22 protein-coding genes are annotated in these 22,146 nt (G+C 64.4%); 7 read left to right on the forward strand and 15 right to left on the reverse strand.

What is annotated here, in order from left to right:
- Window positions 1–6 precede the first annotated feature (6 nt).
- Window positions 7–450, forward strand: coding sequence for an acyl-CoA thioesterase (locus tag HMPREF1224_RS29375; RefSeq protein WP_003457751.1), 444 nt, complete (start codon window positions 7–9; stop codon window positions 448–450).
- On the opposite strand, the gene HMPREF1224_RS29380 is transcribed toward HMPREF1224_RS29375, so the two are convergent.
- Window positions 432–989: a chorismate mutase gene (locus HMPREF1224_RS29380; protein WP_003100053.1), complete on the reverse strand. Its 558-nt coding sequence runs from the start codon at window positions 987–989 to the stop codon at window positions 432–434. The two genes, HMPREF1224_RS29375 and HMPREF1224_RS29380, sit on opposite strands and share 19 nt — an antisense overlap.
- 224 nt (window positions 990–1,213) lie before the next feature.
- Between HMPREF1224_RS29380 and HMPREF1224_RS29385 the strand changes: the two genes are divergently transcribed.
- Complete coding sequence (locus HMPREF1224_RS29385; protein WP_003096222.1) at window positions 1,214–1,429, forward strand: carbon storage regulator; 216 nt, start codon at window positions 1,214–1,216, stop codon at window positions 1,427–1,429.
- A gap of 68 nt (window positions 1,430–1,497) precedes the next feature.
- Here the strand turns inward: HMPREF1224_RS29385 and HMPREF1224_RS29390 are convergent, their stop codons facing one another.
- The 5 genes from HMPREF1224_RS29390 to HMPREF1224_RS29410 all read right to left on the reverse strand — a co-directional run bounded on the left by HMPREF1224_RS29390 (window position 1,498) and on the right by HMPREF1224_RS29410 (window position 6,975).
- Window positions 1,498–1,905 carry a glycine zipper domain-containing protein gene (locus HMPREF1224_RS29390; RefSeq protein WP_003100051.1) on the reverse strand — a complete coding sequence of 136 codons (408 nt, stop codon included), beginning with the start codon at window positions 1,903–1,905 and terminating at the stop codon, window positions 1,498–1,500.
- A 98-nt stretch (window positions 1,906–2,003) separates the two neighbouring features.
- Window positions 2,004–2,519 carry a hypothetical protein gene (locus HMPREF1224_RS29395; protein WP_003100049.1) on the reverse strand — a complete coding sequence of 172 codons (516 nt, stop codon included), beginning with the start codon at window positions 2,517–2,519 and terminating at the stop codon, window positions 2,004–2,006.
- A 309-nt stretch (window positions 2,520–2,828) separates the two neighbouring features.
- The gene (locus HMPREF1224_RS29400) at window positions 2,829–5,150 is read right to left on the reverse strand and encodes an FdhF/YdeP family oxidoreductase (RefSeq protein WP_003118023.1); all 2,322 of its coding nucleotides are present in this window, start codon (window positions 5,148–5,150) and stop codon (window positions 2,829–2,831) included.
- A 7-nt stretch (window positions 5,151–5,157) separates the two neighbouring features.
- Window positions 5,158–5,997, reverse strand: a complete 840-nt coding sequence (gene fdhD / locus HMPREF1224_RS29405) for a formate dehydrogenase accessory sulfurtransferase FdhD (RefSeq protein ID WP_003100044.1) — start codon at window positions 5,995–5,997, stop codon at window positions 5,158–5,160.
- A 96-nt stretch (window positions 5,998–6,093) separates the two neighbouring features.
- Window positions 6,094–6,975, reverse strand: a complete 882-nt coding sequence (locus tag HMPREF1224_RS29410; protein ID WP_003100042.1) for a LysR family transcriptional regulator — start codon at window positions 6,973–6,975, stop codon at window positions 6,094–6,096.
- A 173-nt stretch (window positions 6,976–7,148) separates the two neighbouring features.
- Between HMPREF1224_RS29410 and lysM the strand changes: the two genes are divergently transcribed.
- Window positions 7,149–7,586 (forward strand): peptidoglycan-binding protein LysM, encoded by a 438-nt coding sequence (gene lysM, locus HMPREF1224_RS29415; RefSeq protein ID WP_003096210.1) that lies wholly within the window; start codon window positions 7,149–7,151, stop codon window positions 7,584–7,586.
- A 51-nt stretch (window positions 7,587–7,637) separates the two neighbouring features.
- Here the strand turns inward: lysM and yrfG are convergent, their stop codons facing one another.
- Window positions 7,638–8,303 (reverse strand): GMP/IMP nucleotidase, encoded by a 666-nt coding sequence (yrfG, locus tag HMPREF1224_RS29420; RefSeq protein ID WP_003114065.1) that lies wholly within the window; start codon window positions 8,301–8,303, stop codon window positions 7,638–7,640.
- Between the two features lie 125 nt (window positions 8,304–8,428).
- Between yrfG and nudE the strand changes: the two genes are divergently transcribed.
- From nudE to HMPREF1224_RS45415, 4 genes are all read left to right on the forward strand, one after another.
- The gene (gene nudE, locus HMPREF1224_RS29425; RefSeq protein ID WP_003096206.1) at window positions 8,429–8,995 is read left to right on the forward strand and encodes an ADP compounds hydrolase NudE; all 567 of its coding nucleotides are present in this window, start codon (window positions 8,429–8,431) and stop codon (window positions 8,993–8,995) included.
- Window positions 8,992–9,813 (forward strand): 3'(2'),5'-bisphosphate nucleotidase CysQ, encoded by an 822-nt coding sequence (gene cysQ, locus HMPREF1224_RS29430; protein WP_010793669.1) that lies wholly within the window; start codon window positions 8,992–8,994, stop codon window positions 9,811–9,813. The genes nudE and cysQ overlap by 4 nt, the downstream gene beginning before the upstream one ends.
- A gap of 403 nt (window positions 9,814–10,216) precedes the next feature.
- Entirely contained in the window at window positions 10,217–10,918 is a 702-nt protein-coding gene (locus HMPREF1224_RS44520; RefSeq protein WP_010793670.1) for a hypothetical protein, read from the forward strand.
- A 61-nt stretch (window positions 10,919–10,979) separates the two neighbouring features.
- The gene (locus HMPREF1224_RS45415; RefSeq protein WP_123822970.1) at window positions 10,980–11,210 is read left to right on the forward strand and encodes a hypothetical protein; all 231 of its coding nucleotides are present in this window, start codon (window positions 10,980–10,982) and stop codon (window positions 11,208–11,210) included.
- A gap of 46 nt (window positions 11,211–11,256) precedes the next feature.
- Here the strand turns inward: HMPREF1224_RS45415 and fabY are convergent, their stop codons facing one another.
- The 8 genes from fabY to dctP all read right to left on the reverse strand — a co-directional run bounded on the left by fabY (window position 11,257) and on the right by dctP (window position 22,105).
- Window positions 11,257–13,161 carry a beta-ketoacyl-ACP synthase FabY gene (gene fabY, locus HMPREF1224_RS29435; protein WP_010793671.1) on the reverse strand — a complete coding sequence of 635 codons (1,905 nt, stop codon included), beginning with the start codon at window positions 13,159–13,161 and terminating at the stop codon, window positions 11,257–11,259.
- A gap of 415 nt (window positions 13,162–13,576) precedes the next feature.
- Complete coding sequence (gene arcC / locus HMPREF1224_RS29440; protein WP_003100033.1) at window positions 13,577–14,509, reverse strand: carbamate kinase; 933 nt, start codon at window positions 14,507–14,509, stop codon at window positions 13,577–13,579.
- 60 nt (window positions 14,510–14,569) lie between these two features.
- Entirely contained in the window at window positions 14,570–15,580 is a 1,011-nt protein-coding gene (locus HMPREF1224_RS29445) for an ornithine carbamoyltransferase (protein WP_003100031.1), read from the reverse strand.
- A gap of 79 nt (window positions 15,581–15,659) precedes the next feature.
- Window positions 15,660–16,916: an arginine deiminase gene (gene arcA, locus HMPREF1224_RS29450; RefSeq protein ID WP_003111744.1), complete on the reverse strand. Its 1,257-nt coding sequence runs from the start codon at window positions 16,914–16,916 to the stop codon at window positions 15,660–15,662.
- A gap of 21 nt (window positions 16,917–16,937) precedes the next feature.
- Window positions 16,938–18,386, reverse strand: coding sequence for an arginine-ornithine antiporter (gene arcD / locus HMPREF1224_RS29455; RefSeq protein ID WP_003123669.1), 1,449 nt, complete (start codon window positions 18,384–18,386; stop codon window positions 16,938–16,940).
- 795 nt (window positions 18,387–19,181) lie between these two features.
- Window positions 19,182–20,465, reverse strand: coding sequence for a C4-dicarboxylate TRAP transporter large permease protein DctM (gene dctM / locus HMPREF1224_RS29460; protein ID WP_003105529.1), 1,284 nt, complete (start codon window positions 20,463–20,465; stop codon window positions 19,182–19,184).
- Window positions 20,462–21,094, reverse strand: coding sequence for a C4-dicarboxylate TRAP transporter small permease protein DctQ (dctQ, locus tag HMPREF1224_RS29465; protein WP_003105527.1), 633 nt, complete (start codon window positions 21,092–21,094; stop codon window positions 20,462–20,464). Before dctQ ends, dctM begins: the two co-directional genes overlap by 4 nt.
- A gap of 15 nt (window positions 21,095–21,109) precedes the next feature.
- The gene (gene dctP / locus HMPREF1224_RS29470) at window positions 21,110–22,105 is read right to left on the reverse strand and encodes a C4-dicarboxylate TRAP substrate-binding protein DctP (RefSeq protein WP_003105525.1); all 996 of its coding nucleotides are present in this window, start codon (window positions 22,103–22,105) and stop codon (window positions 21,110–21,112) included.
- Window positions 22,106–22,146 lie beyond the last annotated feature (41 nt).

Below are 22,146 nucleotides of genomic sequence, written 5' to 3' on the forward strand. Positions count from 1 at the left end.
CCGGGCATGGCGACCGCCCTGCGACCGCTGCGCGAGCAGTACCTTCATTTCCAGCCGATCACCACGCGCTGGCACGACAACGACATCTACGGACACGTGAACAACGTGACCTACTATGCGTTCTTCGACACGGCGGTGAATACCTACCTGATCGAGCGCGGCGGCCTGGATATCCAGGGCGGCGAAGTGATCGGCCTGGTGGTCAGTTCCAGCTGCGACTATTTCGCGCCGGTGGCCTTCCCCCAGCGGATCGAGATGGGCCTGCGGGTGGCGCGCCTGGGCAGCAGCTCGGTGCAGTACGAACTGGCCTTGTTCCTCGAAGGGCAGCGGGAGGCCTGCGCGGCCGGGCGTTTCGTGCATGTCTTCGTGGAGCGCCGAAGCAGCCGCCCGGTGGCCATTCCGCAGGAACTACGCGATGCGCTGGCCGCGCTTCAGAGCGCGGCCCAGTGACAGAGATCGCCCGCCGCCCGTGACAGGGCGATGGCGTGCAGCTCGTCCAGGCGATCGTCGCGTACCTGCCGTTGCAGCGCCTGGTTGAGCCTCGGCCGGCAGTCGTCGAGGCGCAGTTCGGCGAGCGCCGGGGCGTAGCCGCGCAGCAGCTCCAGGTTGAGCTGATTGAGGCGGCTGCGGATGCGCTCCAGGTCGACCGCCTGGCCAGCGTCCGGTAGCGGCCGGCTGAGCAGGCGGTACTGGACCAGCTTGTTCGCCTCGATCTGCGCGGCGAACAGCAGGCGCACCTGCTCGGCGCCGACCCCGTGGCTCCCGGCTTGTCCGGCGAGCATCTGCAACTGTTGTTCTTCCCGCGGGCTGTCCTGTACCGCCTTGCCCGACTGGGCCTTGCTCTGGGCTACCTGATCGGCTAGTTGCAAACGCTGGCTGCTCAGGCTCAACAGTTGCTGGAGAGCCGGTGACAGCGGCTGGGCCTGGAGCAACGGGCCTTGCAGGAGCAGGAGGGCAAGCAGGCCCCAACTGGCGAACGACGGGCGCATCTGGAAATCTCGGATGGAATTGATGTCCGGCACGCTAGCAAAGCGAGCCCGGTGCGACAATCCATGACATGGCGTGAGGCGAACAGGAAGCGCTGGATGGGACATTTCTGATTGAACGTTTGCAGTCTCGACGCTGGAGCAATGTTCTGTGACCATCCCTCCACACCATTTCATTCACCAAAGGGGCCGGTTTGCCCCTGCTATGACTGGCAAGGACGCGGAACATGGGTTTCCTGATACTCTCCCGCCGAGAAGGCGAAGGCATCACCCTGTCCCTCAAGGCCGACTACCCGGCGGAGGAACTGATTCGGCAATTGCGCGAAGGCGGCATCCGGATCCTGGTCACCGATATCATCGGCAACCAGGCCCGGGTCGGGATCGAGGCGCCGCGTGGCGTCCTGATCGTTCGCGACGAGTTGAAAACGGCACCGAAAGGCTGACGAACGGTAGAAAGTAAAAGCCCCGCGTTCGCGGGGCTTTTACACATCAGCTTCGGCAAGCATGCCGATCAACGATGCTTGTGCTTGCGGTGTTTCTTGCCGCGGTGACCGCTGTCGTTGTCCTTGCCCAGGTTGTTACCGACCGCGCCACCCGCTGCGCCGCCGAGGCCTGCACCTATGGTCGCGCCGGTGCTGCCGCCCAGCTTGTTGCCGATCACCGAACCGCCGGCCGCGCCTAGCCCGCCACCCAGGGCGGCTTCGGTCTTGCGCCCGTCCTTGGCGGTCATCGCGCCGCCGGCCGCGCCACCCAGGCCGGCGCCTATGGCGGCACCGGTGCTACCGCCGATGGCGCCGCCCACGACGTTGCCCAGGGCACCGCCTACGCCGCCGCCCACCGCGGTCTTGGTGGAGTCGCCGGCGAGCGCGGCTTGTGCGCTCAGCAGGCCGAACGCGATTACCAGGAGAGATTTACGCATCGTGCGTGCCTCATCGTTTCAATCGGGAGGGAAATACGGTCGTTCGCACAAAGGCCGGACCATCCGGCCCGGCCTTTGCGTCGTAGGGAGCGGCGGGTTCAGTCGTCGTAGTAGCGACGATGATGCTTGTGGCGCTTCCACTTCTTGTACTGGCCATAGTGATGGCCGTTGTCATGCCGGTAATAGCCATCGCGATAGCCGGCGCGGCGGTAGTAGCGACGGTCGCGGTAGTCGTCATCGTCGTCGTAGCGGCGGTTGCCGTCGCCATAATGGTTGCCCAGCGCGCCGCCGCCGGCGCCGCCGAGGGCCGCGCCGATCAGGCCACCGGTGCTGCCACCGATCTGCCGGCCGATGACGTTGCCGCCTGCGGCACCGAGGCCGCCGCCGATCGCCGCTTCGGTCTTGTTGCCGCGTCCGGCGCCGACTGCACCGCCCGCAGCGCCACCGATGCCACTACCGATCGCGGCGCCAGTGCTGCCGCCGACCGCATCGCCGACGACCGAACCCAACACCCCGCCCAAGGCGCCGCCGATGGCCGCGCGGGTGTCGTCGCCTGCGAAAGCGGTACTACCGACCAGACTCAGGGACAACAGGAGTATCGAGGAATACTTCATAGAGAGTTTCTCTCTGTGGGGATGACGGCTGCGATGCTGGGGTTGGCCCAAACCGCTGACAAGCGCCAGCCGACGATTGGTAGAGCAAATTCGAAATATTCCAAGTACTTGTTTTGTATGGGGAACTTTCTTAAGTAGAGGCGGTCGTAGACCGAATGTGAAGCGCGATTTCAGGGTCGAAATCGGTATTTTTGCTGGCGGGATGCTGGCCATTCTAACGCCGACGAGCGGCCTGCCTTCAAGGCCTTTCATCGACTTTTTCCTTAAGACGCCGCCTCCTGTTGCAGGAGGCGGCGTTTTTCATGGGCTTCAGATAATGCGCCCGTCGCCCGTGGCCTTTTCCAGGCGTACCGCGATGAACTTCGAAGTCGGCGTATGGCTGCCGACGCCGACGCTCTCCAGCGGCACCAGGGGATTGGTTTCCGGGTAGTAGGCGGCTGCCTGGCCGGCCGGGATGTCGAAGGCGAGCAGGGTGAAGCGGCGTACCCGGCGTTCGATGCCATCGCTCCACAGCGAGACCAGGTCGACCTTGTCGCCCGGCTGGTAGCCCAGGCGGCGGATATCCGCCTCGTTGGCGAATACCACTTCGCGCTGGCCCTTCACTCCGCGATAGCGATCGTCCAGGCCGTAGATGGTGGTGTTGTACTGGTCATGGGAGCGCAGGGTCTGCAGGATCAGGTCGGGTTCGAGGCCGCTGTCGCGCACCTGTGCCGGCAACAGGTCGCGGGGCAGCGGGTTGGCGACGAAGTTGGCCTTGCCGCTGGCGGTGTTCCAGCGTCGTTCGCCGGCGGAGTTGCCGAGGTAGAAGCCACCGGGATGGCGGACGCGGCGGTTGAAGTCGGCGAAACCGGGGATGGTGTCGGCGATCAGCTCGCGGATGCGCTCGTAGTTGGCGATCAGCGCGTCCCAGTCCACCGGATGGTTGCCCAGGGTTGCCTTGGCGATGCCGGCGATGATCGCCGGCTCCGAACGCATCTGCTGCGAGAGCGGCTCCAGTTGCCCGTAGGATGCGTGGATCATGCTGAACGAGTCTTCCACCGTGACCGCCTGCGGGCCTTCGGCCTGGCGGTCGATGTCGGTGCGCCCCAGGCAGGGCAGGATCAGTGCGTCGCGGCCGGTGGTCAGGTGGCTGCGGTTGAGCTTGGTGCTGATGTGCACGGTCAGGTCGCATGACGCCAGGGCGGCGTGGGTGCGCGGACTGTCCGGGGTGGCCTGGGCGAAATTGCCGCCCAGGCCGATGAAGACCTTCGACTTGCCGGCGAGCATCGCGGCGATCGCCTCGACGGCGTTGTGCCCGTTGTGGCGTGGCACTTCGAAGCCGAAGCGCCGTTCCAGTGCGTCGAGCAGCGCCGCCGGCGGCCGCTCGTTGATGCCCATGGTGCGGTCACCCTGAACGTTGCTGTGGCCGCGGACCGGGCAGAGACCGGCGCCCGGGCGGCCCAGGTTGCCGCGCAGGAGTTGCAGGTTGACGATTTCCTGGATGATCGCCACCGAATGGTGGTGCTGGGTGATGCCCATCGCCCAGCAGACGATGACCCTGTTCGCCCGCCGGTACATCCGCGCAGCCTGCTCGATTTCCGCCAGGCCCAGCCCGGACTGGCGCTCCAGGTGTTCCCAGGGGGTGGCATCCAGTTCGGCCAGGTAGGCCTCGAGGCCGTCGGTGTGCTCGGCGATGAAGGCGTGGTCGAATACCGGCTCGCTACCCTCGGCCTGGGCTTCGCGCTCCCAGGCGAGGAGGAACTTGGCGATCCCGCGGATCGCCGCCATGTCGCCGCCCAGTGCCGGACGGAAGAACGCGGTGTTCAGCGGCGAGGACCCGTTGGTCAGCATTTCCAGCGCGTTCTGCGGATGCTGGAAGCGCTCCAGGCCGCGCTCCTTGAGAGGGTTGAAGCAGACCACCTGGGCACCGCGCTTCACTGCCTCGCGCAGCGGCTCGAGCATGCGCGGGTGGTTGGTGCCGGGGTTCTGCCCAAGGATGAAGATCGCGTCGGCGTGTTCGAAGTCGTCGAAGGTCACGCTGCCCTTGCCGACCCCGACGCTGCGACCCAGTGCCACGCCGCTGGCTTCGTGGCACATGTTCGAGCAGTCGGGGAAGTTGTTTGTGCCGAACGCGCGGACGAACAACTGGTAGAGGTAGGCCGCCTCGTTGCTGGCCCGCCCGGAGGTATAGAACTCCGCCTGGTCGGGGCTATCCAGGCGTCGCAGGTGCTCGGCGACCAGGGCGAAGGCGGCGTCCCAGGTGATCGGCTGGTAGTGGTCGCTGAGCGGGTCGTAGCGCATCGGTCCGGTGAGGCGGCCCTGGTATTCCAGCCAGTAGTCGCTCTGTTCGCGCAGGGCGCTGACGCTGTAGCGGGCGAAGAACGCCGCGTCGACGCGGCGCTTGGTGGCTTCCCAGTTGACTGCCTTGGCACCGTTCTCGCAGAACTTCACCCGGCCGTCTTCCGGCGAGTCGCCCCAGGCGCAGCCGGGGCAGTCGAAACCGCCGTTCTGGTTGGTCTTGAGCAGGGCGCGGAGGTTCTTGAACGGCTGTTTGCTGTCCAGCCAGAAGTGCGCCACGCTGCGCAGCGCGCCCCAGCCGGCGGCGGCGCCGGCATAGGGCTTGTAGCGGGGTTGGAGAGGTTGCAGGCTCATGGCGGACTCACTCGGTTGCGGCCGGCGCCGGGCTGTAGACCCGCGGGGCGTTGTGATGGGGCTGGTGGATCAGGTTCAGTTGGTGGCGGCGCGCCCATTGCACGGTCAGGGCGGTGGGGGCGGAGAGGCTGACCAGGGTGCCGATCCCGGCACGTACGGCCTTGTGGATAAGCTCCAGGCTGCAGCGGCTGGTGACCACGGCGAAACCGCGCGCGGCGTCGAGGCCTTGGCGGTGCAGGGCGCCGATCAGCTTGTCGAGGGCGTTGTGGCGGCCGATGTCCTCGCGACACAGGCGCAGCTCGCCATGCCCGTCGAAATACAGCGCGGCATGCAGGGCGCCGCTATGGCGCGCCAGTCGCTGGGCCTGCTCGATACGCTGGCGCAGGGCGCCGAGATGGGCGGCGGGAGGCAGCGCCTGCGGCGACCGTTCCGGCAGTTGCGGCAGGGCCTGCTCCAGGGCTTCGACGCCGCACAGGCCGCAGCCGGAAGTGCCGGCCAGTTGCCGGCGTTGGCGCTTGAGGTTCCAGAACGCGCGGCTGCTGATTTCGACCTCGGCGTGGAGGGATTCGCCCTGGCCGCTGACGCGGATTTCATAGATGTCGTCGATGGACTCCACGAAGCCGCTGCTGAGGCTGAAACCGCGGACGAAATCCTCGATGTCCTCGGGCGAGGCCATCATCACCGCCTGGTTCAGTCCGTTGTAGCTGATCGCCACGGCACACTCGGCGGCAAGGGAGGCCTGGCCGACCTGCTGCGGCAGGTGCAGGTCGGCGTAGCGGTAATCGTCGGGAACGGCGGAAGGCGCCCAGGTATCCGCGGATACCGGGCATGCAGGCTGGCAAGGCATGGGCTGGGCCCTATCGTTCTAGGTGTGGCACCAGCCTAGGCCTGACGCGGGGCAGCGTCTAATCGGTTGTGCCGATGCGCTGATCGACATGATCTATCAAGACTGCGGCGCCAACCAGTTCCGGGCTTCCTCGAAACAGGCTTCGGCCAGCGCCGAGCGCGGCTGTCCGCTGCGGATGATCAGACCGAGCGCTGCCAGGGTATGGGCGTCCTCGATGGGGATCAGGCGCAACTCGCCGTCGACTTCGCTGCCCAGCGGCATGATCGCGCAGCACAAGCCGCGCTGCACCGCCTGCAGCAGTTGCTGTACCGAGTCGGTTTCCAGGCGCGCGATGGGGCTCAACCCGCGGCTGCGGAAGTTGTGGTCGATGGATTGGCGGAAGTGCATGCCCGCCGAGAGCAGGCCTAGCGGCAGGCCAGCCAGCGCTTCCCAGTTCAGCAGCGCGGCGTCGAGCGGGAAATGGCTGGGGTGATGGAGCAGGCCCATGCGGGTCTCCGCCAGTTCGATGCCCTCGAAATGGCTGCGGTCCAGACGGTCCAGATAAGAGACGCCGAGATCGAACTGGTTGCGCGCCAGGCCTTCGAGTACCTGTTCCGAACTCAGGGAATAGAGCTGGAAACGCAACTCCGGGTGGCGCCCGGCCATGTGCTGGACCAGGCGCATCGGGTCGAAGCTGGCCAGCGGCACCACGCCCAGGCGCAGGGTCCCGACCAGTTGCCCGCGGCAGGCGGCGGCTTCCGCGTACAGCCCTTCCTGGGCCGCCAGCAGGCTGCGTGCCCAGGCCAGTACGCGCTCGCCGGCCTCGGTGAAGCCTTCGAAGCGCTGGCTGCGTCGCACCAGTTCCAGGCCGAGTTCTTCCTCCAGGCTGCGCAGGCGCATGGACAGGGTCGGCTGGGTGACGTGGCAGCGCGCGGCGGCCTGGCCGAAGTGGCGGGTTTCGTCGAGGGCGCAGAGGAATTTCAGTTGCTTGATGTCCATCGGCGCTTCCGTGGCGGGGGTGTCGCCGAATCTTAACGCGAATGGGCGCAGTGTTATGGGGTGACGAAGGAGCCTGGGGATATTTCGCCGGTTTTTGCAGTCTAGACTTGGCTAGTCGCGGATCGGGATTGCGCCGGCCGCTTGCAACCGTAACCGTAAAGGGAGAACCAAAGATGGGTATTTTCGCGTTCGTGAAGGAAGCCGGTGAAAAGCTGTGGGATACGCTGACGGGGCATGAGGCACAGGCGGCCGAGTCGCTGAAGGAGCACGTCGCCAAGGTCGGCCTGGGCAACCCGAACATCCAGGTTTCGGTGGAAGGCGACAAGGTCATCGCCTCGGGCGAGGTGGCCAGCCAGGAGGAGAAAGAGAAGATCCTGCTGGCGCTGGGCAACGTCGCCGGCGTCTCCTCGGTGGAAGACAAGATCACCGTGGCCCAGGCCGCTCCGGAGGCGCGCTTCGTCACCGTGAAGAAAGGCGACACCCTGAGCGCCATCGCCAAGGCCGAATACGGCAATGCCAACGCCTACATGAAGATCTTCGAGGCCAACAAGCCGATGCTCAGCCATCCGGACAAGATCTACCCCGGCCAGGTCCTGCGCATTCCCGAGTGATCCCGGCGTTTCGCCAACCCCGCCCGCGTGGCGGGGTTTTCGTTTCCGCGGCTACGGCAGTCCTTCGAGCAGCCGCCGGTAGTCCTCCTGGGCGGCGAACTCCTCGGTGTCCCGGACCTGGCCACGGCTGTCTGGGTGGCGTACCGCCAACAGGTGGGCGACACCATAGGCGCGGGCGCTGCGCAGGATCGGCAGGCTGTCGTCGATGAACAGGCTGCGCTGCGGGTCGAAGCCGAAATCGGCTTGCAGGGCGCTCCAGAAGCGCGCGTCCTCCTTCGGGTAGCCGTAGTCGTGGGAGCTGATCAGTCGGTCGAAATAGGGCGCCAGTTCGATCCGTTCCAGCTTCAGCGACAGCGAGTCGCGGTGCGCGTTGGTGATCAGCGCCACGCGCTTGCCGGCCCGGCGCAGAGCGGCGAGGAAGGTATCGGCGTGCGGACGCAGCGAGATCAGGTGCGCCACCTCGTGCTTGAGTTCGCGGATCGACAGGTCCAGTTCCCGGCTCCAGAAATCCAGGCAGTACCAGTTGAGCTGGCCGGCGTGTTCGCGGAACAGCGGCTCGAGCACGGCGTCGGCTTCGGTGCGACTCAGGCCGTTGCGTTCGGCATAGCGCTGGGGCAGGTGTTCCAGCCAGAAGTGGTTGTCGAAGTGCAGGTCGAGCAGGGTGCCGTCCATGTCGAGCAGCACGGTGTCGATGGCGGACCAGGGCAGGGTGGGCATGGCGGCTCTTGTCGCGGTTCGTCGCGATCGATGCGGAAATCTGTCGCTTCCCATCAATCTCCGACAGGGATAATCGGAAAAGCCGGGGTATGATAACCCGCCGGCTTCGCCAAGGAGTTATCCACATGCGTCAGAAACCCACCGTACTCGCCAGCGAGATCGTCGCGAAGAGCCGACTGTTCGCTGTCGAGGAGTTGCAACTGCGCTTCAGCAATGGCGTCGAGCGCACCTACGAGCGTCTGGTCGGCAAGGGCCAGGGCTACGGTGCGGTGATGGTGGTGGCCATGCTCGATGCCGAGCACGCGGTGCTGGTGGAGGAATATTGCGCCGGGGTCGACGAATACCAGTTGTCGTTGCCCAAGGGCCTGGTCGAGCCGGGCGAGGACATCCTCGCGGCGGCCAACCGCGAACTCAAGGAGGAAGCGGGCTACGGTGCCCGGCAACTGGAGCACATCACCGAACTGTCGCTGTCGCCGGGCTACATGAGCCAGCGCATCCAGGTGGTGCTGGCGCGCGACCTCTACGAGGAGCGCCTGCCGGGCGACGAGCCGGAGCCGATGGGCGTCGATCGCATCAGCCTGCGCGAACTGTCGAGCCTGGCCCAGCACGCCCAGTTCAGCGAGGGCCGCGCCCTGGCCGCGCTGTACCTGGTGCGCGACCTGCTCACCCAGCGCGGCGAGTACCAGGCATGAGGCCGGTGCCCTGGGGCGAATTGGTGGCGCTGGTGGGGCGCGCCGGCGAGGCGATCCTGCCGCACTGGCGCGCCGACGTGGCGGTGCGCTCGAAGGCCGACGAATCGCCGGTTACCGCCGCCGACCTTGCCGCGCACCATATATTGGAGGCGGGGTTGCGGGCGCTGGCGCCAGACATTCCGGTGCTTTCCGAAGAGGATTGCGAGATACCGCTGAGCGAGCGCGGCCACTGGCGGCGCTGGTGGCTGGTGGACCCGCTGGACGGCACCAAGGAGTTCATCTCCGGTAGCGAGGAGTTCACCGTCAACGTGGCCCTGGTCGAGGATGGCCGGGTGCTGTTCGGCCTAGTCGGCGTGCCGGTGAGCGGCCGCTGCTACTACGGTGGCGCCGGTCTCGGTGCCTGGCGCGAGGAGGCCGATGGCCGCGCGCAACCGATCAGTGTGCGCCTGGAGCCCGAGGAGGCCTTCACCGTGGTGGCCAGCAAGCGCCACGGCAGCCCGGCCCAGGAGCGCCTGCTGGATGGCTTGAGCGAGCGCTTCGGCGACCTGCGGCGAGCCAGCATCGGCAGTTCGCTGAAGTTCTGCCTGCTGGCCGAGGGCGCTGCCGACTGCTATCCGCGCCTGACGCCAACCTCGCAATGGGACACGGCCGCCGCCCAGGGTGTGCTGGAAGGCGCCGGCGGCGAGGTGCTCGACCTGCATGGCGCGCCATTCACCTACGAGCCGCGCGAGGACTACCTCAACGGCTCCTTCCTGGCCCTGCCGCGCGCCGCCGAGTGGCGCAGCGAGCTGATCCAACTGGCGCGCGCGCTGCACTGAAACGAAAGAGCTGGTCGAACCCTAATGCTGTTTACTTAAGAAAAACGCCGCGCCCCAATTGGGGCGCGGCGTTTTTCTGATCTGTTTTCTGGTCTCTATGGGAGATTACGATGTTTTGCCCGCTCGGGCTGACAGAAAACATGCAAATAGCCCGCAGCAGATGACTGACAGCGGGATTCGGTAGTGGCTCATCAAATATTCACTTTGGTGAACGGCATGACCGTATGAGCGGGGCTTTTCGTTGAGCTGTCGGCCGGTGCCGATAGGGGTGGCGCCTGAGTAAGTTCATGTGTGATTTTTTCCGAAGCCTGGGGAGGATCATGGGCTCCATGAAAACTCCATCGTAATCGCACACGGGGAGAGCATATAGAGCGTAGAGTTCTCGCGTTTGCGGGAGGGCACTATGCCAACATATCCATCGATCTATCGTTTTCGTGTTTTAGCTGCGGCTGTGATGGCGAGCGTATCGATTTATCTATTCTCAGCTTCGCTGGGTATGGATGTTTTGAAAAGCTCTGAGGTGTTGGCAGATATCTATCCTGAGAATATGAATGACTATGCTTCAAGACTGACCGCTGAAGAGAAATTTCAAGACGAGTTGTTCCGGCAGCTTACCGATAAGATCTATCTGGAGCGGTATTCGATTTGTGCGCTTATTTTGGCGCTCGCTATATTCTTTCTGCCATCTCCGGTAGTCGTGAGGAGAAGTCGTGTGCTTTTGGTTTTTCTCTATTTGGCGACTCCAGTTTCCATTGTGCTTTCAGAAGTTTTAGCAACCTCTTTAAGTCTGGATAGAATGCTGTATCCAACGTGGAGGGACAATATAGTAGTTGCCTGGTTTGTCTCTTGCGCGGTCGCTTTTGCCGTCTGTTTTATGCTCCTGCCGTTGCTGATTATAGGTTGGCGTAGTACCTCTGGAGGACTGATATTTCGCAGTAAGACCACACAGGTGTTGAGTGGAATTCTTCTTGCGGTTTGGCTGGTAGGGTTTGCCTGCTCTTTTTTCAGTGGGGATTATGAGGCAATGCTTCCCCTATGGCTGGGGTTCGTATTTTTTTACTATGTGCTTTCCTCCAGCGATGAGAAAACACCTGTCAATAAATAGGTGTTTCGAGGGGCTATCAGAACGGATATCCAGTGCCTGATAACTCAATGGGAGCTTCACCGTGGAGCTTGATGTCAAAATTGGCCGATCGGTGCTTTTTCAGTTCCGCCAGGAACCTCGTCGCTGTTTGTTCATCCATGAGACGCTGGAAGTCCAGATCGGCATCGTACCCGTGAACTTCCAGCGGCTGTCGGTGAAACGCTGGAACTGGCCATCACCTGATCCAGCGCATCCAGATAGGCTCGCCGAGTGGCGCAGCGAGCTGATCCAACTGGCGCGCGCGCTGCACTGAAACGAAAAGGCCCGGTCTAGCCGGGCCTTTTCCGTTGTGGCGGCGCTCAGTCGAGCATGTCGCTGAAACGCGCGTCCTTCTTGTATACCAGCGGCTGGCTGAAGCCGGGCACCGTCACCTGTTCGGCGCTGACCTCGATGGCGTGTTCGTCGATCAGGTCCTGGCCGAAGTTGTAGATGATCTCCAGGTCGCCCTGCAGCGCGCGCTGGTCGTAGGCGCGGGCGGCGGCGCGGGTCTGCTCGCGCTTCTCGACGTAGGCGGCGAAGGCCGCTTGGCCATGGCGCTTGCGCAGCATCTTCTCGGCGATTCGCGGCGACAGCACCACGCCGCTGGCGTTGTTGCCGCCGAAGCCCTTGGAGTTGATGAAGCACACCTCCAGCGGCTTGTCCTGGCGCATGTCGCGATTGGAGATGCTCAGGCGCTGCTGGCGGACGTCGTCGGCGACCTTGTCGATGGTCTTGATCCCAGGGAGGATGCCGTACTTGAAGGTGCCCAGGGCGGAAATCAGTTGATCGGCGCTGGCGGTGGCCAGGGAGTGGCCGACGTAGGCCTTCACCGCGGTGACCGGCCAGCCGTCGATGCCGAAGGCGCTGGCCACGCGGTCGAGGATTTCCGATTCGGTGACCCGGTTGGCCGGCGTGCTGGAGCCGTGGGCGTGGACGAAGCTGGCGTGGCGCACGGTGTCCAGGCCGACGATCTGCACCGCGCTGGCCACCGCCTTGGCTACCGTCAGGTAGTTGCCCGGGCCGGGGGCGGAGATGGACTTCTTGAAACCGTCGGCGTTGATGAACACGTCGGTTACCGCGCCGTGGATATCCGCGCCCAGGCGCAGGGCCAGTTCGTCGTCCATCAGCACTACGTATTGGCTGGACTCGGCCAGGGTGAAGCCGCAGTTCTCGCCGAAAGGCCGGCTGGCGCGGCGGAAGTCCACGTCGTCGCGGCCTTCGATCAGGCGCAGGCCTTCTTCGGTGGCCAGTGCGCCCATGGCACTGTAGCCCTCGATGCACTCCGTCAGGATCGGCGCCTCGCTGTTGCCGACGATGACCACCCGGGCCTGGCCGCTGGTGATGACGTCGATACCCTTCTGCAGGTTGTAGAGGAAGGTGGCGCAGGCGCCTGTGATGCTGCCGGTCATGCCGACGCTGCCGAGCACGTAGGCATTGATGAAATCGGTGGGCATGCTGTTGAAGCCCAGCGGCAGTTGCTTGGCCGAGACCCGGTGGCCCTTCAGGCGGGATTGCATCAGGCCGCCGAAACCGTTGTCGTCGAGCTGGCTCATGATGCTGCCGGAGAATACCGCGATCTCGTCGGGCTGGACGTTGTCGACGATGGTCTTCCAGTCGATGCCGGTGGAGCGGATCGCGTCGGTCGCGGCGACCACCGACATCTGCAGGCCGCGCGGGTGGAAGCGCGAGTTGTACAGCTCGCCCGGTTCGAAACCGGTGGGCAACTGGCCGGCGGACTTCACCGTCAGCGCACGGTAGCTGTCCACCTTGAACTCGCAGCGCTCGTGGATGCTCACCAGCACCTCGCCGTCCTCCGCGGGAGCGATCGACCAGTTGGCCGGCAGCGGCTCGGGCAGTTGCTTGGGCGAGGCCTTGAAGGTCAGCGCCTGGCCTTCGGCAGGGGACAGCTCGAGGACCTTGTGCCAGTGGACTGCATCCGGGTCGAGGTACTGCGGTTCGATGCGTCGCACCAGGGTAGAGGCGAAGATGCGTTCGGCGTAGCGCCGCTCGATGTCCTCCGGGGACAGCGGCGTGCCGTCTTCGGCCAGGTAGCGGCCGCCTTCGGCCTTGACCAGTTTCATCATGACCGCCAGGCCGGCTAGGGTTTCCTGGCGCGCCTGCGGGTCCATCGATTCGATGACCATGCGGCGGAAGCCGTGGTGGAAGGAACTACGGCCTGCTGCGTTGTAGCCACCGAAACCAACAATGACCGGTAGTCGAGACATCACTCAGAAACTCCTTCGAATAGTCGTTCGCGTGCCGGGCTGCTGCCTGGTCCGGAGCGGGAAGCGCGTGGCGGCGATGGCGGCCTTTCCCGTCGGCGAGGCGAGCTTCACGGACCCGGGCACGAGCCAGTGGCCGTTGAAATGATCAGGGTGACTATGCTGACGTGAATCATGACTATCGAGTCACGTATTTTCCTACTGAATACCGCGTTGCGTGGGCTTTCCACAAGTGCTGGCGGTCTGCCGTGGGGGGATTGACGCCCATGGCCGGGCTGTTGGCAGAGGTGGGGCGTGGGCGAGTGTTGCGGGACTTGCTTGAAAGTCCGCGCGCAGAGGCGTGGCGCTATCCACCTTTCGCCCGATGCCGGCAGAGGAGAATGAAGAAGGGCCGCGAAGCGGCCCTGGGGGTGGTGTATCAGCGGTACTCGATGCCCGCCTTGCGCGTGCTGACCCGTGTTCCCGCCTTGCCCTCGGTGATTGCGACGATGTCCGCGAGCGAACCGATCACCGCGTCCTTGCCGGTGGCGCGGGCGAACTCGATGGCGGCCTGGACCTTCGGACCCATGGAGCCGGCGGCGAAGCCGAGGCGCTCCAGTTCGTCCGGGTGGGCCTGGGCGATGGCCTTCTGGGTCGGCTTGCCCCAGTCGACGTAGGCCGCGTCGACGTCGGTGGCGATGATCAGGATGTCGGCCACCAGCTCCTGGGCCAGCAGCGAGGAGCAGAGGTCCTTGTCGATCACCGCCTCGACGCCGCTGAGCTTCTTCCCGGCCTCGTCGTACATGGTCGGGATACCGCCGCCGCCAGCGCAGATGACGATGGTGCCTTTCTCCAGCAGCCACTTCACCGGGCGGATCTCGAAGATCCGCTTCGGCCGCGGGCTGGGCACCACGCGGCGGAACTTGTCGCCGTCCGGGGCGATGCTCCAGCCCTTCTCGGCGGCCAGGCGCTCGGCTTCTTCCCTGGAGTAGACCGGGCCGATCGGCTTGGTCGGGTTCTGGAACGCCGGATCCTTACCGTCCACCTCGACCTGGGTGAGGATGGTGGCGAACGGCACTTCGAACGGCAGCAGGTTGCCCATTTCCTGTTCGATCATGTAGCCGATCATGCCCTCGGTTTCCGCGCCGAGGACGTCCAGCGGGTAGGGCGAGACCTTGTCGTAGGCGGCACCCTGGAGGGCCAGCAGGCCGACCTGGGGGCCGTTGCCGTGGGCGATCACCAGCTCGTTGCCGGGCGCCACCTTGGCGATCTGTTCGGCGGCGATCCGCACGTTTTCCCGCTGGTTGTCCGCGGTCATGGGTTCGCCACGGCGTAGCAGGGCATTACCGCCCAATGCGACGACGATACGCATATCGGTTACCTCCGGAAGGCGGCTGCGCCCGGCCGCGTGGGCCGGGGCGCAGGAGCGCGGTCAGATGTCGGCGAGGGTCGAGACGAGGATCGCCTTGATGGTATGCATGCGGTTCTCGGCCTGCTCGAAGGCGATGTTGTAGGGCGACTCGAAGACGTCCTCGGTCACCTCGATGCCGTTGGCCAGGTTCGGATACTGCTCGGCGATCTGCTTGCCGACCTTGGTCTCGCTGTTGTGGAACGCCGGCAGGCAGTGCATGAACTTGGCCCGCGGGTTGCCGGTGGCCTTCATGATCTCCATGTTGACCTGGTAGGGCAGCAGTTCCTTGATCCGCTCGCCCCAGGCTTCCACCGGCTCGCCCATCGACACCCAGACGTCGGTGTGGACGAAGTCCACGCCCTTCACGGCTTCCTTCGGATCCTCGGTGAGGGTCAGCTTGGCGCCGCTTTCCTCGGCGAACTTCTTGCACTGGGCGACGAACTCGTCGTGCGGCCAGAGCGCCTTCGGTGCGGCGATGCGTACGTCCATGCCGAGCTTGGCGCCGATCAGCAGCAGGGAGTTGCCCATGTTGTTGCGCGCGTCGCCCAGGTAGGCGTAGCTGATGTCGTGCAGCGGCTTGTCGCTGTGCTCGCGCATGGTCAGCACGTCGGCGAGCATCTGGGTCGGGTGGTATTCGTCGGTCAGGCCGTTGAACACCGGAACGCCGGCGAACTTCGCGAGTTCCTCGACGATTTCCTGCTTGAAGCCGCGGTACTCGATGGCGTCGTACATCCGGCCGAGAACCCGCGCGGTGTCCTTCATGCTCTCCTTGTGGCCGATCTGCGAGGAGTTCGGGTCGATGTAGGTGACGTTGGCGCCCTGGTCGTAGGCGGCCACCTCGAAGGCGCAGCGGGTGCGAGTGGAGGTTTTCTCGAAGATCAGGGCAATGTTCTTGCGCTTCAGGTGCTGCTGCTCGGTGCCGGTGTACTTGGCGCGCTTGAGGTCGCGGGACAGGTCGAGCAGGTAACGCAGCTCGCGGGTGCTGTGGTGCATCAGGCTGAGCAGGTTACGGTTGTGCATGTTGAAAGCCATGATTGATCTCCTTGTGGGAAGTCGGTGGGCGGCGCCCCTCCTGGGGACGCCGCCGTTCAGCTCGAGAGCGGGTTGTCTGTCAGTAGTCGATCGGGTCGCGGACGATCGGGCAGGTCATGCAGTGGCCGCCGCCGCGACCGCGACCCAGTTCGCTGGCGCTGATGGTGATGACCTCGACGCCGGCCTTGCGCAGCAGGGTGTTGGTGTAGGTGTTGCGGTCGTAGCCGACCACCACGCCCGGCTCCAGGCAGACCACGTTGTTACCGTCGTCCCATTGCTCGCGCTCGGCGGCGAAGCTGTTGCCGCCGGTCTCGACCACGCGCAGTTTCTTCAGGCCGAGGGATTCGGCGACCACTTCGAGGAAGGTTTTCTCCTCGCGGCGGATGTTCATGCCGTAGGGGCTGCTCGGATCGGGGCGCAGGCTGAAGGGCACGATTTCCTTGACCACTTCCGGGAAGACCGTGACCAGGTCGCGGTCGCAGAAGCTGAACACGGTGTCCAGGTGCATCGCGGCGCGGGACTTCGGCAGGCCGGCGACGATCACCCGCTCGGCGGCGCCCTTGGCGAACAGCGACTGGGCGACCTGACCGATGGCCTGGCGCGAGGAGCGCTCGCCCATGCCGATCAGGACCACGCCGTTGCCGATCGGCATCACGTCGCCGCCTTCCAGGGTCGAGGAGCCGTGGTCCTTGTCCGGGTCGCCGTACCAGATCTCGAACTCGGCGTTGGCGAACTCGGGGTGGAACTTGTAGATGGCGGTGGTCAGCAGGGTTTCCTGTCGTCGCGCCGGCCAGTACATCGGGTTCAGGGTCACGCCGCCGTAGATCCAGCAAGTGGTGTCGCGGGTGAACTGGGTGTTCGGCAACGGCGGCAGCAGGAAGCTGGAATGGCCCAGGTACTCGCGGTACATCTTGAGGATGTTGGCGCCTTCGCTGGCGGGCAGGTCGTCAGCGGCGACGCCGCCGATCAGGTACTCGGCCAGCTTGCGCGGCTCCAGGCTCTCCAGCCAGGAGCGCAGCTCGCTGGTCAGGCCCAGGCCGACGCTGTCGGCGGTGATCTTGCGATCGAGGATCCACTTCAGCGCTTCCGGGTTCTGGATGGTCTCGGTCAGCAGATTGTGCATCTCGAGGACGTCGATGCCGCGCTCGCGCATCTTGGTGACGAAGTCGAAGTGGTCGCGCTTGGCCTGGTTCACCCAGATCACGTCGTCGAACAGCAACTCGTCGCAGTTGCTCGGGGTCAGGCGCTGGTGGGCGAGTCCGGGCGAGCAGACCATCACTTTGCGCAGTTTGCCGGCTTCGGAGTGGACGCCAAGTTTGGTTTTTTCCGTGCTCATTTCACGTCTCCAGTGGAGTAATCAGAGGGTGAGGAAACCGTCGTAGAGGCCGTAGGCAGCCACCAGGGCGCCAATGACGACTGCGGCGAAGATCAGTTTTTCGATTCCGGTGAAGATCGGCTGGCCGACCTCGTGCTTGGCCTTGGCGAAAAGGATCGCGCCGGGCGCATACAGCAGGGCGGACAGCAGCAGGTACTTCAGGCCCCCCGCGTAGAGCAGCCAGACCGCGTAGGCCACGGCGATGCCGGCGATGACCAGGTCCTTGCTGCGTTCGCGGGCATCGTTCTCGTAGGTCTCGCCCTTCAGGGTCAGCAGCAGGCCATAGGCGGCGGACCAGAAGTACGGGATCAGGATCATCGAGGTGGCCAGGAGCAGCATCTTGGTGTACGGGTCCATGCCGTCCGGGTCGCCCGAGGTGAAGAACACCACCACCAGGAACACCTGTACGCAGATGTTGGTCAGCCACAGGGCGTTGGCCGGCACCTGGTTGGCGTTCTCGCGGCGCAGGAACTCCGGCATGGTGTGGTCCTTGGCGGCGGCGAACATGATCTCGGCGCACAGCAGCACCCAGGAGAGCAGCGCGCCCAGCAGCGAGATCAGCAGGCCGACGCTGATCAGCACGGCGCCCCAGTGGCCGACCACATGCTCGAGTACCAGCGCCATCGACGGGTTCTGCAGCTTGGCCAGTTCCGGCTGGGTCATCACGCCCATGGACAGCACGTTGACCAGCACCAGCAGGAGCAGGACGGTGATGAAGCCGATCACGGTGGCCTTGCCGACGTCGGAACGTTTTTCCGCGCGGGAGGAGAAGATGCTCGCGCCCTCGATGCCGATGAACACCCAGACGGTGACCAGCATCATGTTGCGCACCTGGTTCATCACGCTGCCCAGGTCCGGGTTGCTCTTGCCCCAGATGTCGGCGGTGAAGATGTCCAGCTTGAAGGCGAACAGGCAGATCAGGATGAACAGGAACAGCGGCACGACCTTGGCCACGGTGGTGACGGTGTTGATGAACGCCGCCTCCTTGATCCCGCGCAGCACCAGGAAGTGCAGGGCCCAGAGCAGGACCGAGGCGCAGACGATCGCCGCGACGGTGTCGCCCTTGCCGAAGATCGGGAAGAAGTAGCCGAGGGTGCTGAACAACAGGACGAAGTAGCCGACGTTGCCCAGCCAGGCGCTGATCCAGTAGCCCCAGGCCGAGGAGAAACCCATGTAGTCGCCGAAGCCGGCCTTGGCGTAGGCGTACACGCCGCCGTCGAGTTCGGGCTTGCGGTTGGCGAGGGTCTGGAAGACGAAAGCGAGGGTGAGCATGCCGACGGCGGTGATCGCCCATCCGATCAGGACGGCGCCGACATCGGCGCTGGCTGCCATGTTTTGCGGGAGGGAGAAGATGCCCCCTCCGATCATCGAGCCGACAACCAGAGCCGTTAGCGCTCCTAGTCGGAGTTTTTGGCTGGATTCTTGGGACATTTTCGGAATCTCCCTATAGGAATTGAGAGTGAAGACATTAGGCGGCAGCGGCTATTGTTGAATGCTGATCCACGTCAATAGCTTCCTACTCAAAGTAATTAGATGACGCATTCCTGTAAGTCGCGAGTGCCAAAGATAGAAGAGGAATCTAAGACCTGCCCGGAATAGGGCGGTTTTTTCATGTGTTAGGGGAAGACTTGCCATCCGCTACGGGGAAAGCTTGAAATTGCTCGAGATCGGGCTATAAGCCGCGGATCAGGCCGGATCGTTGATGCCGATCAATGAATTTCGCGAGACGGTATTCTGACTTTCAGGTGGGTGGTCGCCGGCTTGTTGACGGTCCGTCGAAAAACCGCCGCGACTTTCCAGGGAAGTGTTGCAGTATTTCGAGAGGAGTATTTTTTATTTATAAGTAAAAATAATTTTCCGCTCTTATCAAAGAACGAAAAAGCACAAGGAAAGAAATGAAGAAGCCCGGCGTTCGCCGGGCTCTTCATTTGGGCTTCAGGGTGTGAAGACCGCTGGGGGGACGGGATCGCCGCCCACCCGCCGCGCGTGCTGGCGCACGTCGGCACAGGGGAAGGGGCCGCCATCCGGTTCGTGGCCGAAGGGCGCGGTTCGCTGGGCGAACCGAAAGCCGGTGCCAGGGGCACTGCGAGCGATTGAGCAAGCGGCGTGCCAGCCATCGACAGGTGGCCCGGCCCGTCAACTGCGGGGCACGGGCCTGCGGCATGAGCGGATTTTTGCCGAAGGCCCGAGCGCAGGGCGGGGTTTTCCGCCGTCGTTACCGTTCCGTCAGCTCATCCCCAGCCAGTTCGGCAATGCCAGGGATACCGCCGGGATGTAGGTCACGATGATCAGGAACACCAGCAGGATCATGAGCCACGGCAGCGCTGCGCGGATGGTCGCGCCCAGCGGCATGCCGGTGACCGCCGAGGTGACGAACAGGTTGAGCCCGACCGGCGGCGTGATCAGGCCGATCTCCATGTTCACCACCATGATGATGCCGAGGTGGATCGGATCGATGCCCAGCTCCATGGCGATGGGGAAGAAGATCGGCGCCAGGATCAGGATGATCGCCGAAGGCTCCATGAAGTTGCCGGCGATCAGCAGCACGATGTTCACCACCAGCAGGAACATCCATGGCGAAAGTCCCAGTTCCGTGACCCAACTGGCGATGCTCTGCGGTATCTGCTCGGTGGTCAGCACGTGGGCGAAGAGCATGGCGTTGGCGATGATGAACATCAGCATGATGGTCAGCTTGCCGGACTCCAGCAGCACCTTCGGGCATTCGCTCAGGCGCATGTCGCGGTAGACGAACAGTGCGACGAAGGCCGAGTACACCGCGGCGACGGCGGCGGCCTCGGTGGGGGTGAAGGCGCCGGAATAGATGCCGCCGAGGATGATCACCATCAGCAGCAGCCCCCACAGCGCCTTGCGCGCGCTGGCCAGCCATTCGCGCAGACTGACCCTTGGCATGGCGGGCAGCTTCTTGACCCGGGCGACGATGTAGATCACCACCATCAGGATCAGTCCCAGCAGCAGCCCCGGAACCACGCCGGCGATGAACAGCTTGCCCACCGAGGTCTCGGTGGCGGCGGCGTAGACCACCATCACGATCGATGGCGGGATGAGGATGCCGAGGGTGCCGGCGTTGCAGACGATCCCGGCGCCGAACGCCTGTGGATAACCCGAGCGGACCATGCCGGCGATGGCGATCGAACCCACTGCCGCCACCGTTGCCGGAGACGAGCCGGATAGCGCGGCGAAGAGCATGCAGGCGAGCACCGCGGCGATCGCCAGGCCGCCACGGATGTGTCCGACGCAGGCGTTGGCGAAGTCGATCAGGCGCCGCGCCACGCCACCGGTGGTCATGAACGCGCCGGAGAGCAGGAAGAACGGGATCGCCAGCAGGGTGTAGTGCTCGGAGGTCTCGAACAGCTTGATCGCCAGCGAGCGTACCGAGTCCGGGCTGAACAGGAGGATCGTCAGTGCGCCGGAGAGACCCAGGGAGACGGCGATCGGCACGCCGATGAACATCAGCAGGAAGAGCAGCAGGAAGAGGAACAGAATGGTCATGCCTTGGGCTCCTCGTGCTCGGTCAGCTTCAGCGCGTCGGCAGCCTCGTCGGCCAGTCCCAGTCCGGTCTGGCGGTTGCGCAGGATGCGCACGAGGATCTCGGCGAAACGGATGAACACCAGGGCGAAGCCGACCGGCACGATCAGGCCGATGTGCCATTGGCGGATGCCGAAGTGGTCGAGGTCCTCGGCGCCGATGCCGGCGATGAACAGGGTCTTCACCCAGTCATAGCTGGCCACGCAGAGCAGGCCGGCGTAGCCGAGGCAGGCCAGGCAGGCGATCACGCCGAGCACGCGCTGTACCGGTCGCGAGGCCAGCTTCACCAGCACGTCCACGCCGAGGTGCCCGGCGGTGCGTACGCCGTAGGCGATGCCGAGGAAGATCAGCCAGGCGAACAGGGCCTTGGTCAGGGCGTTGCTCCAGGTCATCTCCTGGGCCAGGGTGAGGACCCCATCGCCGATGGCGAGCAGCGTCTCGTTGCCGCCCTCCCAGAGATCGGCGAGATCGTAGAGCAGCGTATAGAGGTTATTGAGGACTACATAAACGAAGGTAACCAGCGTCATGGCGGCGAGGAGGAAGGCGATCAGGCCTTCCTCCAGGCGCGCCCAGACGCGCGCGAGCGCGTGCATGGGCTTTCCCTCTTCTTATTGGGCCTGGTTGGCGGCTTCGGCGGCCTTGATCAGGTCGGCGCCGATCTCGCCTTCGAACTTCTTCCACACCGGCTGCATGGCCTTGCGCCATTCGGCCCGCTGTTCGGGAGTGAGTTCGATGATCTCGCTGGTCTTGGCCTCGACGATGCGCTGCTTGTCGCCCTGGTTGAGCGCCTCGGCCTGCTTGTTCACCTCCACGGTGACCTCGTCCATGGTCTTGGCCAGCACGCCGCGCACGTCTTCCGGCAGGCCGTTCCAGAACTTGGTGTTGGTGATCACCATGTAGTCCAGCACGCCGTGGTCGGACTCGGTGATGTACTTCTGCACTTCGTGCATCTTCTGCGAGTAGATGTTCGACCAGGGGTTCTCGGTACCGTTGACCACGCCGGTCTGCAGGCCCTGATAGACCTCGGCGAAGCTCATCTTGCGCGGGTTGGCGCGCACCGCCTTGAACTGTTCCTCGAGCACCTTGGAGGCCTGCACGCGGAACTTCAGGCCGCGGGCGTCCTTCGGCTCGCGCAGGGGCTTGTTGGCGGACAACTGCTTCATCCCGTTGTGCCAGTAGCCGAGGCCAGTGATGCCCTTGTCCTGCATCGAGGTCAGCAGCTCCTTGCCCTGCGGGCTCTGCTGGAAGCGGTCGACCGCCTGGATGTTGTCGAACAGGAACGGCAGGTCGAAGATCTGCAATTTCTTGGTGTACTGCTCGAACTTGGCCAGCGACGGCGCGATGATCTGCACGTCGCCCAGCAGCAGGGCTTCCATCTCCTTGCCGTCGCCGAACAGCGACGAGTTCGGGTAGACCTCCACCTTGACCTTGCCCGGCAGGCGTTCCTCCACCAGTTTCTTGAACAGCAGCGCGCCCTGGCCCTTGGGCGTGTGCTCGGCGACGACGTGGGAGAACTTGATGACGATCGGGTCGGCTGCCTGGACGATTCCGGCGACGGTCAGGGAAAGTGCGCAGACGAGCGCCTTCGCGGTGTGCTTGAGCATGAGACTTCCTCTTTGTTCTTGTCTGTCTTTTATGAAGAGGA

The organism is Pseudomonas sp. P179 (genome assembly GCF_000478485.2).
GTDB classification, from domain to species: domain Bacteria; phylum Pseudomonadota; class Gammaproteobacteria; order Pseudomonadales; family Pseudomonadaceae; genus Pseudomonas; species Pseudomonas aeruginosa.